The organism is Streptomyces sp. NPDC016309 (assembly GCF_043077235.1).
GTDB lineage: Bacteria > Actinomycetota > Actinomycetes > Streptomycetales > Streptomycetaceae > Streptomyces.
Genome location: NZ_JBIBSG010000002.1, coordinates 20464 through 38130 on the forward strand (window position 1 = coordinate 20464; position 17667 = coordinate 38130).

A 17667-nucleotide genomic window follows, 5' to 3' on the forward strand; every position below is an offset into this window, starting at 1 on the left:
GCCGGGTGCCCTATGGTGAACCTTGACAGTGTTGTTCAAGTTAAGGAGTTCGGGTGAGCTCGGAGAGTCACACCCACGCGGATCCGGCCGGGGCGGGGCACCAGCCCGCGACCGCTTCCCCCGGCGGTGCGCACGGCCATGGGGACGCCGCCGGCCATGGGCACGGACCCGGGCATGGCCACGGACCCGGGCATGGACACGGGCACGGCCACCACGGTGACGGCCCCGCCGGTCCGCCCGACCCGCGCCGCTGGCTGATCCTGACGCTGCTGTGCATGGCCCAGTTCATGCTCATCGTCGACGTGACCGTGGTGAACGTGGCACTGCCCACGATCGGTGACGAACTCTCCCTCGGCGCCGGGTCCCTGACCTGGGTCGTGACCGCGTACACCCTGTTCTTCGGCAGCCTGCTGCTGCTCGGCGGGCGGGTCAGCGACCTGCTCGGCCGGCGGCGCGTGTTCCTGGCCGGTCTGGCCCTGTTCACCGCCGCCTCGCTGGTGTCCGGACTCGCGGAGAGCGGTGGGGTACTGATCACCGCCCGTGCCGCCCAGGGCGTGGCTGCCGCGATCATGTCCCCGGCGGCGATGGCCCTGGTGATGTCGGTCTTCCATGGCCCGGAGCGCAATCGCGCGCTCGGGGTGTGGGCCGCGATCGGCGGCACCGGTGCCGCCTTGGGCGTGCTGCTCGGCGGGGTGCTCACCTCCGGCCCGGGCTGGGAGTGGGTCTTCTACATCAACGTCCCGATCGGCGTCCTGGTCCTGATCGCCGTCCCGGCCATGCTCAAGGAGCAGCCGGCCGGACAGGAGCACGGGCACGGCCACGGCCACGGTCCGGGCGGTGCGCCCGGGGTGGACGTCCCCGGGGCGCTCACCATGACCGCCACCCCCGCGCTGCTCATCTACGGCCTGGTCCAGGCCCGCGACCACGGTTTCGGTGACACGTCCGCCTGGCTGCCCCTGGTCGGGGCGCTGGTGGGGGCCGTCCTGTTCGTGGTGGCCGAACGCTCCGTGTCCGCGCCGCTGGTGCGGCTGCCCTTCCTGGCGCGCCGCTCCCTGCTGGGCGGGTGCCTGGTGATGCTCGCCGCGTCGGGTGTCCTGATCTCGGCGTTCTTCCTGTGCTCGTTCTACCTCCAGCACGTGCGCGGCTTCTCCGCGCTCACGACGGGTCTGGTGTTCCTGCCGGTCGCCGTGGTCACCACGATGGGCGCCCACCTGGGCGGGCAGGCCGTCGCCCGGCTCGGCTGGCGGGTGACCGCCGGGGGCGGGCTCGGCATCGCCGCCGCGGGCGCCCTCCTGCTGACCGGGCTCGACCGCGAGGGCAACGCCTGGGCCGAGGTCCTGCCCGGCTTCCTGCTGCTCGCCTTCGGCCTGGGCGCCGGCTTCGTGTGCGCCATCACCAGCGCCATGCACGGGGTGGAGCACGCCGACGCGGGCCTCGGCTCGGGACTGGTCAACACCGGTCACGAACTGGGCGCCGCCCTCGGTATCGCGGTCGTGGCGGCCATCGCCGGGGCGAGCCTCGAGGGCGGTGGGGGAGCGGGCGTGCCGTCGGTCGACGGTTTCGGGGCCGCGTTCCTCACCTGCGCGGTCATCTCCGCCGTCGTTGCCGTGGCAAGCCTGGCCCTGCTCCCGCAGGGGCGCCCGGACCCCTCGGCGGGTCCGGTGTTCGCCCACTGACCACCGGCCGCCCGTGCGCCGGGTCGGAGCGCTCCGGCGGGAGGATTTCCCGCCGGGGCGCGCCACCACACCGCATAATGTTCCCCATGGCAAATTTGGGCAAATACTTTACATAAAATGAAGCTTGACTCCCCTGCTCCTATGGTCAATAGTGGGCGCGGTTCTTGGCTGAAATTTGCCGACCCAGGGGGAGGAAACGTGCAAGGTGAACGCCAAGGTGCGGAAGAAGACTGTAGTAACGTTCTGATAGTTGATCCCGATCCGGTGTCCCGGGCCTTGGTCCGGAAATTCGTGGAAAACGGCGGACAGGCCGGCCGGCTGATGTCGGCGGCGTCCGCGGCCGACATCCCGCTCGACCGGGCCCGCGGGCCGCTCAGCCTCTTTCTCTCGTCCGACGCCGGAGTGCGGGACCTCTCGCTGCTCGGCCCGCTGCTGTCCGCCCCGTCCACCCATGTGGTGCTCATCGTGCGGTCGCTCGTGCAGGGCCAGCTCGACACCGCCCAGTGGGTCCTCGCCGACGTCGTCCTCCGCCTGGAGGACCTCCCGCGCTCCAGCCTGCGGGAAGTGCTGAGCCGGCAGCGACGCGGAACGGTGGCCGTCTCGCCCGAGGCGCTGCGCCAGGTGGTGCAGCTCGCCTCCACCGCCGCCGAGGGCACGCCCCGGCGGCCCCGGCTCACCGAGCGGGAGACCGAGACCCTGTGGGGCGTCGCCCAGGGGCTGAGCAACCGTCAGATCGCCCGCGGCATGGGCATCACCGAGCATGGGGTCAAGCGCCACCTCGCCAATGCCATGGGCAAGCTGAACTGCCAGAACAGGGCCTCGGCGGTCGCCGTCGCCCTGCGCAGCGGCCTGCTCCAGCTGAGCGACGTCGCGACCGGCGTGTCCTGACGCCGGCACACGACCGGACCGGGTCGCTCGACCGTCCGGAAAGCACTCTCCGCCGCGGTGTGAAAATCCGCCGCCGCGTGAGGAAAAGTAGGGGACAGGTTCCGTAAATGGCACCGAATCATTCTTTTGCAAGAGGTGGCGAAGCCATGCAGTTGCTGCTGACAGACCTCCCGTCCGCTCCGGAAATGCCGACGGTGGCACGCACGGACACCGCTGACGACGGCGGGACCATGCAATACGGGCAGTTGGTCGAGCGGCCGGACTGGGATTCCTTCACGCAAATATCGACCGGCCGGAACATAGCCCCGGCGGTCGCCGCGGCGGCCGCCGCCGCCGATGTGCTGCGCCTGTGGTCGAAGCGTCCCGACTTCTCGCTCGACCTGGTCGTGCCCGACGGGAGCGGGACCCGCACCCTCACCTTCGAGGCGCCCGGGAGCGGCGACTCCTTCGCCGTACGGGCCGGCCGGGTCGGCCGGCAGCTCGACGACGGTCCGGTGGCCGGCACGGCACCGGACGCACCGGCCGGGACGCCGCTGCTGAGCTGCCGTCTCACCGAGGAGGACGGCGGCCTCGCGGTGACCTGGGAGACCCGCCGGGGGGCGTTCCCCGACGGCCTGCCCGAGGACATCACGGCGGTCTGCACCGACCTGCTGACCCGGCTCGCCCGCGACCCCGGTCTGTGGGACGCCCCCGGCAGGACCGCCTCCCTGCCCAGGTGGCAGCGGGAGGAGCGCGACGCCGTCAACGACACGGCCGCCGACATCCCCGCCACGACGCTCTGCGGCCTGGTCGAGGCCCGGGCCACCGCCACCCCGGACGCCGTCGCCGTCCTCGCCGAGGACGGCCGGCTGACCTACCGCGAGGTCGTGGAAGGCGCCCGGAGACTCGCCCGCCGCCTCACCGCCCTCGACGCCGCCCCCGGCGAACTCGTCGCCGTCGTCGTCGACAAGGGCCTCGCGCAGGTCCCCGCCGTCCTGGGCGTCACCCTCGCGCGCGCCGCCTACCTGCCCATCGACGCGCAGTGGCCCGCCGCCCGGCGGGCCCAGCTCATCGAGCAGGGCGGCGTCCGCACCGTCGTCACCACACCCGTACTGCGCGACCGGCTCGAATGGCCCGCCGGCGTAAGGCTGGTGACCCTGGAGGACCCCGAGGTGCGGGAGGCGGACGCCGGACCGCTGGACGTCGCGCCCACCCCCGACGACCTGGCCTACGTGATCTTCACCTCCGGTTCCACGGGTCAGCCCAAGGGCGTCGTCATCGACCACCGTGGCGCCGCCAACACCGTCCAGGACATCAACCGGCGCTTCGGCGTCGGCCCGGCCGACCGGGTGCTCGCCCTGTCGTCCCTCAGCTTCGACCTCTCCGTCTACGACGTGTTCGGCACGCTCGCCGCCGGAGCGGCCGTCGTCATGCCGGCCACCGGCCGCGTCCACGACCCGCTGCACTGGTCGGACCTGGTCGAACGGCACGGCGTGACGATCTGGAACTCCGTCCCCGCGCTCATGCGGGTCTGGCTGGAGGCCCCCGTCCCGCCCCCCGCCGCCGCGCCGCTGCGACTGGTGCTGCTGAGCGGCGACTGGATCCCGGTCTCCCTGCCGGACGCGATCCGCGCCCCGTACCCCGGCGCCCGCGTCATCAGCCTGGGCGGGGCGACCGAGGCGTCCATCTGGTCGGTGCACTTCCCGGTCGGGGAGGTGCCGCCCGAGTGGAGCCGCATCCCGTACGGCACGCCGCTCGCCAACCAGACGCTGCACGTCCTCGACCACGCCCTCGACCCCTGCCCCGTGTGGACCACCGGCGAGATCCTCATCGGCGGCACCGGAGTCGCCCAGGGCTACTGGGCCGACCCGGTCCGGACGGCCGAGCGGTTCATCGTCCACCCGAGGACCGGTGAGACGCTCTACCGCACCGGCGACCTCGGCCGCTACCTCCCCGGCGGCGACATCGAGTTCCTCGGCCGGGAGGACACCCAGGTCAAGGTCAACGGCTACCGCATCGAGCTCGACGAGATCGCCGCCGTCCTCCGCCGCCAGTCCGGCGTCGGCGAGGCCCTCGTCACCGTCGACACCAACCCCGCCACCGGCCGTGGCCAGCTCGTGGCCTACGTCCTCCCCGAGGACGGCTCGGCCGCCGCGACCGGCACCGCGACCGGCACGGACACCGCCGGCGACGTCCACGCCGGTCCCGGCACGGGCACCGACACCACGGTCACCTGGCCCACGGTGCTCGACGCGGCCCGCGACGAACTGCGGCGGGCCACCGCCGAACTGGCGCCCGCCATCGGCACCTTCCGCGACCTGTGGCACCGTCTGGAGGCCCTCGCCCCCACGGTCATGGCCCGCAACCTCGCCCGGCTCGGCGTCCTCACCAGCGACGGCGGGACGGCCACCGCCGACGACGTCGTCGAGCGCCGCGGCGTCAAGCCCCTGTACCGCGGACTCGTCGCCCAGTGGATGGCGGTCCTCGCCGACCGGGGGGACCTGCGCGCCACCGGCCGGCCCGGCGAGTACCGCGCCGAACGGGCCCTGGACGCGGACGCCCTGGACCGGGAGATCACCGCCGTGCTCGCGGACCTGAGCGCCGACGGCTCCGACGGGGTGCTCCTGGAGTACTTCACCTCGTGCGTCGAGCGCCAGCTCCCCCTCCTCCGGGGCGAGGTACGCCCCCTCCAGCTCCTCCTGCCCGACGGCGACTGGCGCGTCACCGAGGCCCTGTACGCCGCCAACCCGGCCGCCCGCCTCCAGAACCGGATCGCCGCCCGCGCCGTCCGCAGCTTCGTCGAAGGCCTCCCCGGCGACCGCACGGCACGGATCCTGGAGGTGGGCGCCGGCACCGGTTCCACCGCCGACGCCGTCCTCGCCGAACTGCCCGCCGGACGCGCCGAGTACCACTTCACCGACCTGTCCACCGCGTTCACCGAGACGGCCAGGAAGCGCTACGAGGACACGTACCCCTTCGTCACCTACGGGCTGTTCGACATCGACGCCGACCCCGGCACCCAGGGCCTCGCCCCCGGTGGCGCCGACGTCGTCGTCGCGGCGAACGTCCTCCACGACGCCAAGGACCTGACCCGCACCCTGGCCGCCCTCCGCGGGCTGCTCGCCCCCGGCGGGATCGCCGTCCTGATCGAGGGGACGTTCAACTCCCCCCTCAACATGATCAGTTTCGCGTTCCTCGAAGGCTTCGGGAACTACCAGGACCAGCGCGAGGCCACACTCCTCACCGTCCCCCAGTGGCAGGAGCACCTGACGGCGGCGGGCTTCGCCCGGGTCGTCCCGGTGCCCGACGGCGCCCCCGCCGTCGACGCCCTCGTCCAGCACGTCCTGATCGCGGGCACCGGCTCCGAAGGGACCTCACTCGACCTCACGGCGCTGAACAAGGTCCTCGGCGACCTGCTCCCCGAGTACATGGTCCCCCACCACTACCTGCTCATCGACGAACTGCCGCTCAGCGCCAACGGCAAGGTCGACCGCTCCGCGCTGCCCACCCCGTGGAAGGAGTCGGCGCCCGACCGGCGGACCGGACCGCGCACCGACCTCGAACGGCGGCTGTTCGAGATCTGGCGCGACGCACTGGGCCACGACGAGTTCGGCGTCGAGGACAACTTCTTCGACCTGGGCGGCGACTCGCTCCACGCGGTGCGCATGGCCGGCCGCTTCCGGACCGACCTCGGCGTCGAGCGGACCGGCGACGAGGCCATCGACATGCTGTTCGACGCACCGACGATCAGGGAGCTCGCCGTGATCCTGTCCCGCGACGCGAAGGCCGACGGATGACCGACCACGCACCCTTCCCGCTGACGCCCCTCCAGGAGGCGTACGTCGTCGGCATGTCGCGCATGGTCGAACTGGGCGGCTTCCGCCCGGGCTACTACGTCGAGCTCGACATGGTGAACCTCGACCCGGCCCGCGCCGAACGGGCCGTCGACCGGCTGCTGCGCCGCCACGGCCACCTGCGGACCGTCGTCGACGGCAGCGGCACCCAACGGGTCCTCGGCGAACGGGAGACCCTGCCGTACCGGCTCGTCGTGGAGGACCTCACCGGCCTCGGCGGCCCCGAGCGCGAGGACCGGCTCACCGCCACCCGCCGGCGCATGTGCGACGAGGGCGTCGACCCGGCGCACTGGCCGCTGTTCGACCTCGTCGTCCACCGCGTGCGCCCCCGGCGGTTCCGTGTCCACCTCGCGATGAGCCTGCTGCTCCTCGACGGCCGCGGCATCCGCCAGGTGATCGACGAGTGGCGCACCTTCTACCACGACCCCACCGCCGAGCTGCCGCCGCCCGGGCTCACCTACCGCGAGTGCCGGCTCAGGCTCGCCGAGCAGGAGGACACACCGGAGTACCACCGGCAGTGGCGGTACTGGGAGGAGCGGCTGGACACCCTCCCGGACGCCCCCCGGCTCCCGCTGGCCACCCAGCCCTCCGCCATCGGCACGGTACGGTTCACCCGGCGCACCCACCGGCTGAGCGCCGCCCAGTGGCAGCGGCTGTGCACCGCGTTCCGCCGGCACCGGATCCTCCCCACCACCGCGCTGCTGCACGTGTTCGCCGAGGTGCTCGGCGCCTGGGCCGACACCCCCCGCTTCAGCCTGAACATGCTGCACCAGAACTGGGCCACCAGCCGCCCCGAGATGGCCGGGGTGATGGGGCAGTTCGGCGCCACCCTGCCCCTCGAAGTGGACCTCGCCCGGCCCGGCGACTTCTGGGAACGGGCCAGGGGCCTCCAGAAGCAGGTGCTGCGCGACCTCCAGAACGCCGACGTCTCCGGCGTACGCATCACCCGCGAACTGGCCGCCCGGCGCGGCTGGTCCTCGCGGGCCGCCCTGCCCTACGTCTTCACCAGCATGCTCAAGGCCGCGTCCCCGGCCGGACGGCGGGAGCCGGCGGCGCCGGCCGGTGAACGGCTGGCGTGCCGGGAGGTCACCAGCGACCTGCGCACCCCGCAGGTGCTGGTCGACAACCAGTTGCACGACGGGACCGGCGGCGGCGTGGACTGCGTCTGGGACGTCGTCGACGAGGCCTTCCCACCGGGCCTCCCGGACATGATGTTCGAGGCGTACGGGCGGATGCTCGACGCCCTCGCCGGTCCCGACGGGGCGGCGGGCGAACCGGATCCGGTGCCCGCCGGCCACCGGGCCGTGGTCGCCGCCCTCAACGAGGCGGCCGGGCCCGCCCCGGCGGAACGGCTGGAGTACGGCTTCCTCCGCCGGGCGGCGGCGCGGCCGGACGACCCCGCCGTCGTCTCCGCCGCCCGCACCCTCACCTACGGCGAGACGGAACTCCTCTCCAGAGCCGTGGCCGCCTGGCTGTCGGCCCGGGGCGTGGGCCGCGGCGACGTCGTCCCCGTGGTGATGGCCAAGGGCTGGGAACAGGTCGTCGCCGTCCTCGGCGTGCTGCGCTCCGGTGCCGCGTACTGCCCCGTCGACGCCGCCCTCCCGGCCGACCGGGTGCGGCACCTGATGGAGTCCTGCGCCGCCCCGGCGGTGCTGGCGCAGTCCCACACCGGCCTCGGCGACGAGCGGTTCGGCACCCGGCCCGTGCTGTCCGTGGACCTGGTACGGCCGGGCGGGGAGCCGCTGCCCGCCCCCGCGGGCGCACCGGACGACCTCGCCTACGTCATCCACACCTCCGGCTCGACGGGCCTGCCCAAGGGCGTCATGATCGAGCACCGCGCGGCGGTCAACACCGTCGCCGACATCAACCAGCGGCTCGCCCTGGGGCCGGAGGACCGGGTCTTCGGCATCTCCTCCCTGAGCTTCGACCTGTCGGTGTGGGACGTCTTCGGCGCCCTCGCCGCCGGCGCGGCCCTCGTGCTGCCCGCCGCCTCCTCCCGGCCCGACCCCACGGGCTGGGCGCGGACGGCGGCCACCTACGGGGCGACCGTCTGGAACTCCGTCCCGGCACTCGCCCAGATGCTCGCCGAGGTGGTGGAGAAGCGGCCCGCGGACGCACCGCCCGTGCGCGCCTTCCTGATGAGCGGCGACTGGATCCCGCTCGCCCTGCCCGACCGGCTGCGGGCCCTGTGGCCGGACGTCCGGCTCATCGCCATGGGCGGGGCCACCGAAGCGTCCATATGGTCGAACATCCACGAGATCGGGAAGACCGACCCCGACTGGCAGAGCGTCCCCTACGGCGTTCCGCTGCGGAACCAGACCATGAAGGTCCTCGACCACCGGATGGGCCTCCGGCCGCCCTGGGCCGCCGGCCGCATCCACATCGGCGGCGTGGGGCTCGGTGCCGGCTACTGGCGGGACGAACAGCGCACCGCCGAGCGGTTCGTACGCCACCCGGACACCGGTGAACGGCTCTACTGGACCGGCGACCTCGGCCGCTACCGGCCGGACGGCACCATCGAGTTCCTCGGCCGCGAGGACCGGCAGCTCAAGATCCAGGGCTTCCGGGTGGAGCCGGGCGAGGTCGAGGCGGCCGCCCGCGAGCACCCCGCCGTGCGCGAGTGCGTGGTCAGCGGGGTGCAGGGGTCCGGCGGACAGCGGCGCCTGGTGGCGCTGGTCGTCCCCGGCGAGGGCGAGCGGCTCGACGACCGGCAGGTGCGCGCCCATCTCGCCTCCCTGCTGCCCCACTACCTGGTTCCCGGTCGGATCCACGTGCTGGACCGGCTGCCACTGACACCGAACGGCAAGGTCGACGTGGCCGCCGCGCTGGCCGCCGCCGACCGGGCCCGCACGGCACCGGACCCGGCCACCGCCGGGGACGGCACGGCCGGCGGCGAGCTCGTCGCCCGGCTGGCCGCGCTGTGGGCGGAACTGCTGGACCTGCCGGCGGTCGAACCCGACGGCGACTTCTTCGCCCTCGGCGGCAACTCGCTGCTCGCGCTGCGGATGATCGACCGGATCGACACCGAGCTCGGCGTCGAACTCCGCTTCGGCGAGGTCTTCGAGGCCCCGACCGTACGGGCGCTCGCCGGGCGGATCGAGGAACGCGACCGGGTCGCCTCCTGCCGGGTGCTGCTGGCCGGCGGCCCCGGCACCGGCGCGGGCCCCGACGGGGGAGCGGCTCCCGGCACCGCAGCGGACCCGGGCACCGCAGCGGCCCCCGGCACCGCAGCCGACCCCGGCGGCGAACTGTTCCTCTTCCACCCGGTCGGCGGTTCCGTCACCAGCTACACGCCGCTGGCGCGCGTCTGGCCGGGGCGCGTCCACGCCTTCCAGAGCAGGGCCCTCGCCGAGGGATCGGCCACGGCACTCGCACCCGACCTGCCCGCCATGGCCGCCGCCTACCGCGAGGAACTCCAGCGCGTCCGGCCCGAAGGCCCATACCTGCTGGGAGGCTGGTCCATGGGCGGGGTGCTGGCCCACGAGGTCGCCCGGCAGCTCACCGCCCAGGGCCACCGGGCCGCCGTCGTGATGCTCGACAGCGACGTGTCGGAGGTGCGGGCACCCGCCACCGAGGCCGAGCGGCACCTGGAGTTCCTCGCGGACCTCGCCGGCGGGCGGTTGCCCGGCGCGGTGCGGACCGCGATAGAACAGGCGCCGCCCGGCAGCCTCGCGGACACCGGGGCGCGGCTCGCGGCCGAGCACGGCTGGCTGCCCCCCGAGGCCGCCGCACGCCGGTACGAGCTGCTGGTGCGCGTGCACTCCCACAACCTGGCCGTGCTGGCCGCCCACCGGGTGGCCGCCTCGACCGTGCCCACCCTGCTGCTGGTGGCCGGCGAGGTGGACCGGCCCGACCCGGTGCCCGCGTGGCGCGCCGTCTGCCCCGGCCTGGAGGCGGAGGTCTGGCCGTACGACCACTACTCGATCGTGGACCCCGGAGTGCTGCCGTCCGTCGCGGCCCGGATCACCGCGTGGCTCGGCCGGACCCCGGCACTCCGGGCGCCCCGGCAGCGCACCCCCGAAGGCCTCCCTCACACACTGGCAAGGACCGCCCATGAATGACCTGTCCAAGGACGACGTCCGGCGCGCGGCCGCCGACGTCCTCGGTGTGGAGCCCGGCTCGATCCCCGACGAGGCGAACCTGATCGGGCACGGCATGGACTCCATCCGGATGATGAAGCTCGCCGGAGGATGGCGGCGCGCCGGGGCCTCCGTCACCTTCCGCGAGCTGGCCGAACAGCCCACCGTGGCGCACTGGCACGCCCTGCTCACGGCCACGGCCGCCACCCCCGGCCCCCCGGCGGCAGCCCCCGCGGCGCCGCTTCCCGCCGTCGACGGCTCGGCCGCCTTCGACCTCACCCCCGTGCAGCGCGCCTACTGGATCGGGCGCCGCGAGGGCATGACCCTCGGGGGCGTCGGCTGCCACGCCTACCTGGAGCTCGACGGGGCCGGCGTCGCACCGGACCGGCTGGAGACCGCCGTACGGCAGGTCCTGGCCCGCCACGGCATGCTGCGCGCCCGGTTCCTGGACGACGGCCGCCAGGTCGTCCTCGACGAGAGCCCCTGGACCGGCCTCACCGTGCACGACCTCGGCCGCTCCGGGGCGGAGGACGCCGAGCGGGCCCTCGCCGGGCTGCGGTCGCGGCTGTCCCACCGGTTGCTGGACGTCTCCCGCGGCGAGGTGTTCGACGTCCAGCTCTCCCTGCTCCCCGGCGGCCGTACCCGCATCCACGTCAACATCGACCTGCTCGTCGCCGACGTGGCCAGCATCGAGATCGTCCTCGCCGACCTGGCGACCGCCTACCGGGACCCCGGGAAGCTCCCCGCGGCGCCCGCCTACGGCTTCGCCCAGTACCTCCGGGACCACCGCGCCTGGTGCGGCTCCGCCACCGCACCGGGCAGCCCGCTGGCCACCGCCCGCGCCTACTGGCGCGAGCGGATCGCCGGGCTGCCCGTGTCCGGGCCGCGCCTGCCCCTCGCCGTGCCCCCCGAGCGGATCACCCGGCCGGTGTTCTCCCGGCGCTCCTTCCGGGTCGGCGCACCGGCCTGGGACCGCATCACCGCCGCCGCCCGCCGGCACGGACTGACCCCTGCCATGGTCCTCGCGACCGCCTACGCCGAGGTGCTGGGGGCGTGGAGCGAGGAGCGGCGCTTCCTGCTCAACGTGCCCCTGTTCGACCGGCAGCCCCTGGACCCGGCCGTCAACGACATGGTCGCCGACTTCACCAACCTGGTGCTCCTGGCGGTCGACCTGCGGCGGCCCGCACCCTTCGCCGAACGGGTGCGGGACCTCCAGCGGCAGATCCAGGAGAACGTCTCCCACGCCCAGTACTCCACCCTGAACGTCCTCCAGGACCTGCGCCGGGCCAACGGCGGCCGGCGCGTCGGCGCGCCCGTCGTGTTCGCGTGCAACCTGGGCTCGGCGTTCGTCCGCCCCGAGGTCCGCGGCGAGTTGGGGGAGTGGACCTGGATGCTCTCGCAGACCCCCCAGGTATGGCTGGACCACCAGGTCTACAAGGTCGACGACGAGGTGCTGCTGGCCTGGGACGCGGTGGACGAACTGTTCCCCGCCGGGCTGATGGAGGACATGCTCCGCGCCTACGAGGACCTGCTCGGCCGGCTGGCGGCCGACGACGACGCCTGGTCGCTGCCCGCCGGGGTGACGGCGGGGACGGCGGCCGGGACGTCCGGTCGTACCGGGGAGGAAGCGCCGTGAGCACGCCCGTACCGACCGACACCCGCTGGCTGCGGCGCTTCCACCCCGCGCCCGGGGCACCCCTCCGGCTGGTGTGCTTCCCGCACGCGGGGGGTGCGGCGGGGTCCTTCCACTCCTTCTCCAAGGGGCTGTCCCCGGTCGTGGAGGTCCTCGCGGTGCAGTACCCCGGCCGCCAGGACCGCCGGTCGGAGCCGGCCCTGGACGACATCGGCGGGCTGGCCGACGGCATCACCGAAGCCCTCCGGCCCGTCCTCGACGAACGGCCCCTCGCGCTGTTCGGGCACAGCATGGGCGCGGTGCTGGCCTACGAGACGGCCAGACGGCTCGAACACCGGCTGGGCGCCCCGCCCGTCCAGCTTTTCGCGTCCGGCCGCCGCGCCCCCTCCCGCCACCGCGACGAGCGCGCCCATCTCCTGGACGACGCCGGGCTGGTGGACGAGCTGCGCTCGCTGGGCGGCACCGACACGGAGGTCCTCGACGACCTCGACGTCCTGCGGCTGGTCCTGCCCGCCGTACGCGTCGACTACCGGGCCATCGAGACCTACCGCCACCACCCGGCCCCCGAGCCGAGCTGTCCGGTCGCCGTCCTGCTGGGCGAGGACGACCCCAGGGTGACCCGCGACGAGGGGGAGGACTGGCACCGCCACACGACGGGCCCCTGCACCCTGCACACCTTCCCCGGGGGGCACTTCTTCCTCCGGGACGCCGAGGACGCCGTCGTCCGTCTCGTCCGCGACCGGCTCCGTCCCCTGCTGCCGGCCGGAGCGGGTGTGCACATCTGAACTGCCGTCGTGTCCTTCCCAGGTCGTTTCCCTCCTAGGAGCGGTGCGCTCCGGAGAGCGGCGTGTCGCGGGAGCTGGCGCACTGCGCCCGCTCGCCCGGCGGCCGTTCACCCGGCGCCCGTTCGCCCGCGCAGCCCTTGGTGTCCTGCCGGGGCGAGAGGTAGAAGCCCAGCAGCAGCCAGCCCGCCAGCAGGAGCAGCAGGAGGGCGGGAGTGAGCAGGAGCCAGCCCGGAGCCGATCGGCTGCTTCTGCTGCTGCGAGTGGGTAGTGGCCAAGGCACCGTGGCCTGCCTCCCGTGATGCGGACTGCGGATCATTGCCCACATTAAGCCGTAGCGGTACGGGAAGGTGCCGAGCGGTGAAAACGGACGTCACCGCCCTGCGCGCGCCTCCCCGCGCCGCACCTTCCGAGGCCCGTCCTCCCGCCTGCCGTCCGTCACGACCGGTATGCGCCTCACGGACGCACGGTCACGTCCGGCGATTTCTCATCTAAGATCCACGGAGGGGGCCGGGGGTAGCCTCCGGAAGAGGACTCGGTGGACGTTCGTGCGCATACTTCTGGTTGAGGACGACGAGCGCGTGGCTGACGCACTGTCGGAGATCCTCGGGCAGCACGGTCACGCCGTCACATGGGTGCCGACCGGCGCGCGTGCGGTGGACATGGCGGGGGCGACGGAGTTCGTCCTCCTGGACTTAAACCTTCCGGATCTCGACGGCTACGAGGTCTGCCGCCGGATCCGCGCCTTCTCGCCGGTCCCCATCATCGCGGTGACCGCGCGCTCGGAGGAACTCGACCGCGTCCTGCTGCTCAAGGCCGGAGCCGACGACTACGTGGTCAAGCCCTACGGCATCCGCGAACTCCTGGCCCGGATAGAGGCGGTCACCCGGCGCAGCGGACTCCGCCCGGCCGCCGAGGCCGCACCCCGGCCACTCCTCGACGTGGGCCCGCTGTCCGTCGACGTCCGGGCCCGCCAGGTGACCCTCGCCGGCCGCTCCCTGTCGCTGACCGCCAAGGAGTTCGACCTGCTCGCCATGCTGGCCGAGGAGAGCGGCGCCGTACGGACCCGGGACGCCATCATCGAGCGTGTGTGGGAGGACAACGGGTACGGCTCCAGTCGCACCCTGGACGTCCACGTCTCGGCCCTGCGCGCCAAGCTCGGGGACAAGCGGTGGATCGAGACCGTCCGCGGGGTGGGCTTCCGTCTCGTCGAGCCCGACCAGTGAGGCCGGTGGCGTGCAGATACGGCTGATGTTCACGTACCTGTCGCTCACCGCGCTGATCCTGCTCGTCCTGGGGGTGCCCCTGGCGCTCAGCTACTCCATGAACGAGTACCACCACCTCGAAATGGTGCGCCACCAGGCGGTGGAGGACTTCGCCAAGGACGCGGCGACCGTCCTCACCGGTGAGTCGCCGGACGACCTCGAGGACCGTATCCGGGCCTACGACCGCCGCTACGACACCGCCATCGTGGTCGTCGACCACAAGGGCCGGACCGTCCTGACGTCCCGGGCGCCCGCCGGCGAGGTGACCGGGGCACTGGGCCCGCGCCTGCCGAGGGCGGTGCGCGGGATCCCCACCGGTATCTCCAACGACCGCCGGACCACGCTGCGTCCCGACCCCGTGCTCTACGCCGAGCCCGCCTACCGGGGGGAGATGGTCGTCGGCGCGGTCGGTGCCGTCGTCTCCACGACCTCCCTGCGCGACGACATCGTCCACCGCCTGTTGCTCCTGCTGGCCGTGGGGGCGCTGGCGCTCACCGCCGTGGCGCTCGCGGGCATCCCGCTGAGCCGCTGGCTGCTCCGCCCGATCGAACGGCTCGACAGGACGGCCCAGGCCATCGCCGACGGCGCGTACGACATCCGGGCCCGCTGCACCCAGGGCCCGCCGGAGATCCGGCGCCTCTTCCAGGCGTTCGACCGGATGGCGGACCGGCTGATCACGCTGCTGAACGCCCAGCGGGCGTTCGCCGCCGACGCGTCCCACCAGATGCGCAACCCGCTGACCGCGCTGCGGCTGCGTGTGGAGGCGCTCGAACCGTGGATCAGGCCCGAGGGCGCCCGGCAGCTCGAACAGGCCGTCGCCGAGGCCGAGCGGCTGTCCGCCATCCTCGACCAGATGCTGCGCCTGGCGCGGGCGCAGGGCCCCGACCAGCCCAAGGAGCGGACCGACGTGGCGACGGTGGTGGCGGAACGGATCACGGCCTGGAGCGAGGCGGCTGCCCGCAAGGGAGTGGAACTGGTGGCCTCCGGGGACGGCCCCGCCGTCTGCGCGTCCGTCCCCGGGCACCTGGAGCAGATCCTCGACGTCCTGATCGACAACGCCCTCCACGTGTCCGAGGAGGGGCAGCGCGTTCTGGTCCGCTACGGCACCGGCGGCGGCTCCGTCCGGATCCGGGTCAGGGACGAGGGCCCCGGCATGACCCCGGACGAGTGCCGGCGCGCCCTCGACCGCTTCTGGCGCGGCAGCAACTCCGCCGACCGGGAGGGGTCCGGCCTCGGCCTGGCGATCGCCAACGCCCTGACCGAGGCCAACCGCGGCTCCCTGCGCCTGGTGCCGGCCGCGCCGCCGGCCCGGGGCGTGGACGCCCGGGTCACCCTGCCGCCGTGGAGCCGGCGGGAACCGGCCTGACGCGCCCGCCCCGCCCGGTCAGGTGGTGAGGATGCCCGGGTCGCTGATACCGGGGGCGCCGGTCTCCACATGGCCGGCGAACCGGCGTACGAAGTCGGCGGTGGCGGCGGTGACCGTCACGTCGTACCAGTGGCCGCCGGCGCCGAGGTCCACGGTGTGCCGCACGGTCGCCCCCCGGGGGACGGTGACGGTGTGCGCCCCGCCGCCGTAGGCGTTGGTCACGGTGAGACGGGCCTCGCCCGTGCCGGCGTGGGTGAACGTCAGGTCGAGGTTGCCGGTGGTGCCGTTGTGGCGGGCGGTGACCTCCGGGCCGGCCGCCTTCCCGGGGTTGCGGAAGCGGCGCAGGAAGCCGTTCGGCCCGTGGACGGTCAGGTCCGTGACCCCCTTGGAGTACCGCGTGTTCCACGTGTCCGTCAGGGACTTGCCCGCCTCGGTGGTGTAGGTCCAGGGGGCGTCGGTGCGGTTGGCGGACGTCACGTGGAAGTGCGCGCCGGCCGCCGGGCCGCCGCTGAAGGTGAGCCGGTAGGTGCCGGCGGCGGTGTCGGCGGCACCGTCGACGTACGGGGCGTAGGCCAGCGGACGGGTGGGCCGGCTGCCCGGCTCCTGGCGGGGCATGGTGCCGACGGCCGGGGCGGTCGGCCTGAAGTCGGGGTGGCGCTCGCGATCCGGCGGGTAGTAGCCGGCGGTCGGCGGCAGCGCGGCCGGGGTCGTCCGTGTCCGCGCGAAGTCGAAGGCGGAGGTCAGATCACCGCACACGGCGCGCCGCCAGGGCGAGATGTTGGGCTCGCGCACCCCGAAGCGGCGCTCCATGAACCGGATGACCGAGGTGTGGTCGAAGGTCTCGGAGCAGTTGTACCCCCCGGTGCTCCAGGGCGAGACCACCAGCATCGGCACGCGCGGGCCCAGCCCGTACGGCCCGGCGACGAACCCGGTCCCGCCGGGGAACCGGTCGAGCGCGGTCGGCGTCGTCGACAGGCCCTCGGCGGGGCCGGACGGCGCGTACGGCGGTACGACGTGGTCGAAGAAGCCGTCGTTCTCGTCGTACGTGATGAACAGCGCGGTACGCGCCCACACGTCCGGGTTCGACGTCAGCGCGTCCAGCACCTGGGCGATGTACCAGGCGCCGTAGTTGGACGGCCAGTTGGAGTGCTCGGAGAACGCCTCCGGGGCGGCGATCCAGGACACCTGGGGCAGGCGTCCGGCCCCGACGTCGGCGCGCAGCCGGTCGAACAGGCCGTCGCCCGCCTTGGCGTCCGTCCCGGTGCGGGCCTTGTCGTACAGCGGGTCGCCGGGCCGGGCGTCGCGGTAGGAGGTGAAGTACAGCAGGGAGTTGTCGCCGTAGTTGCCGCGGTAGGCGTCCCCGATCCAGCCCCAGTGGCCGGTGGCGTCGAGACCGTCCCCGATGTCCTGGTAGACCTTCCAGGACACCCCGGCCGCCTCCAGGCGCTCGGGGTAGGTCGTCCAGCCGTAGCCGGCCTCGGCGTTGTCGAGCACCGGACCGCCGCCCGAGCCGTCGTTGCCGGTGTGCCCCGTCCACAGGTAGTAGCGGTTGGGGTCGGTGGAGCCGATGAAGGAGCAGTGGTACGCGTCGCAGACGGTGAACGTGTCGGCCAGGGCGTAGTGGAAGGGGATGTCGTCCCGCGTCAGGTACGCCATGGTGGTGGCCGTCTTCGCCGGCACCCACTGGTCGTACCTGCCCTTGTTGAACGCCTTCTGGCCGCCCGCCCAGTCGTGGTTGAGGCCCTGGAGGAACTCCATGCCGAGGTCGTCGCCGGCCGGCCGGAACGGCAGGGTGACCTTGCCGGCGGCATCGGCCTGGTGCCAGACGGACCTGCCGCCGGGCAGGGTGACGGGGCGCGGGTCGCCGAAGCCCCGGACGCCCCGCAGCGCTCCGAAGTAGTGATCGAAGGAACGGTTCTCCTGCATCAGGACGACGATGTGCTCCACGTCCTGGAGCGTGCCGGTGCCGCCCTGGGCGGGGATGGCGGCGGCCCGGGCGATGCTGTCCGACAGCATGGTGAGGGCGGCGGTGCCCCCGGCGAGTTGGAGGAAGCGGCGGCGGTTGAGATCTGCCATGGGTGCGTTGACCTCTGCGGGTGAGGGGGCGGCGGCGAGGGGCGCCCCAAGGACAACGTGCGTGGGGTA

General features: G+C 73.7%; 10 protein-coding genes. 8 read left to right on the forward strand and 2 right to left on the reverse strand.

What is annotated here, in order from left to right; translation table 11 throughout:
• The first annotated feature begins 53 nt into the window (after positions 1-53).
• From ACF068_RS04785 to ACF068_RS04810, 6 genes are all read left to right on the forward strand, one after another.
• The gene (locus tag ACF068_RS04785) at positions 54-1676 is read left to right on the forward strand and encodes an MFS transporter (RefSeq protein WP_392272712.1); all 1623 of its coding nucleotides are present in this window, start codon (positions 54-56) and stop codon (positions 1674-1676) included.
• A 291-nt stretch (positions 1677-1967) separates the two neighbouring features.
• Complete coding sequence (locus ACF068_RS04790) at positions 1968-2564, forward strand: LuxR C-terminal-related transcriptional regulator (RefSeq protein WP_392272713.1); 597 nt, start codon at positions 1968-1970, stop codon at positions 2562-2564.
• A gap of 185 nt (positions 2565-2749) precedes the next feature.
• Complete coding sequence (locus ACF068_RS04795; RefSeq protein ID WP_392272714.1) at positions 2750-6340, forward strand: amino acid adenylation domain-containing protein; 3591 nt, start codon at positions 2750-2752, stop codon at positions 6338-6340.
• Complete coding sequence (locus tag ACF068_RS04800; protein WP_392272715.1) at positions 6337-10458, forward strand: amino acid adenylation domain-containing protein; 4122 nt, start codon at positions 6337-6339, stop codon at positions 10456-10458. Before ACF068_RS04795 ends, ACF068_RS04800 begins: the two co-directional genes overlap by 4 nt.
• Positions 10451-12112 carry a condensation domain-containing protein gene (locus tag ACF068_RS04805; RefSeq protein ID WP_392272716.1) on the forward strand — a complete coding sequence of 554 codons (1662 nt, stop codon included), beginning with the start codon at positions 10451-10453 and terminating at the stop codon, positions 12110-12112. Before ACF068_RS04800 ends, ACF068_RS04805 begins: the two co-directional genes overlap by 8 nt.
• The gene (locus ACF068_RS04810) at positions 12109-12894 is read left to right on the forward strand and encodes a thioesterase II family protein (RefSeq protein ID WP_392272717.1); all 786 of its coding nucleotides are present in this window, start codon (positions 12109-12111) and stop codon (positions 12892-12894) included. Before ACF068_RS04805 ends, ACF068_RS04810 begins: the two co-directional genes overlap by 4 nt.
• 34 nt (positions 12895-12928) lie before the next feature.
• Here ACF068_RS04810 and ACF068_RS04815 read toward each other — a convergent pair whose 3' ends face one another.
• Positions 12929-13174 carry a hypothetical protein gene (locus tag ACF068_RS04815; protein ID WP_392272718.1) on the reverse strand — a complete coding sequence of 82 codons (246 nt, stop codon included), beginning with the start codon at positions 13172-13174 and terminating at the stop codon, positions 12929-12931.
• Between the two features lie 265 nt (positions 13175-13439).
• Between ACF068_RS04815 and ACF068_RS04820 the strand changes: the two genes are divergently transcribed.
• A complete protein-coding gene (locus ACF068_RS04820) occupies positions 13440-14117 on the forward strand; it encodes a response regulator transcription factor (protein WP_392272719.1) in 678 nt (225 codons plus the stop codon).
• 10 nt (positions 14118-14127) lie between these two features.
• On the forward strand, positions 14128-15522 hold the full coding sequence (locus ACF068_RS04825; RefSeq protein WP_392272720.1) for a sensor histidine kinase: 1395 nt from the start codon (positions 14128-14130) through the stop codon (positions 15520-15522).
• Positions 15523-15540: 18 nt separating this feature from the next.
• Here ACF068_RS04825 and ACF068_RS04830 read toward each other — a convergent pair whose 3' ends face one another.
• A complete protein-coding gene (locus tag ACF068_RS04830; protein WP_392272721.1) occupies positions 15541-17598 on the reverse strand; it encodes a phosphocholine-specific phospholipase C in 2058 nt (685 codons plus the stop codon).
• Between the last annotated feature and the right edge of the window lie 69 nt (positions 17599-17667).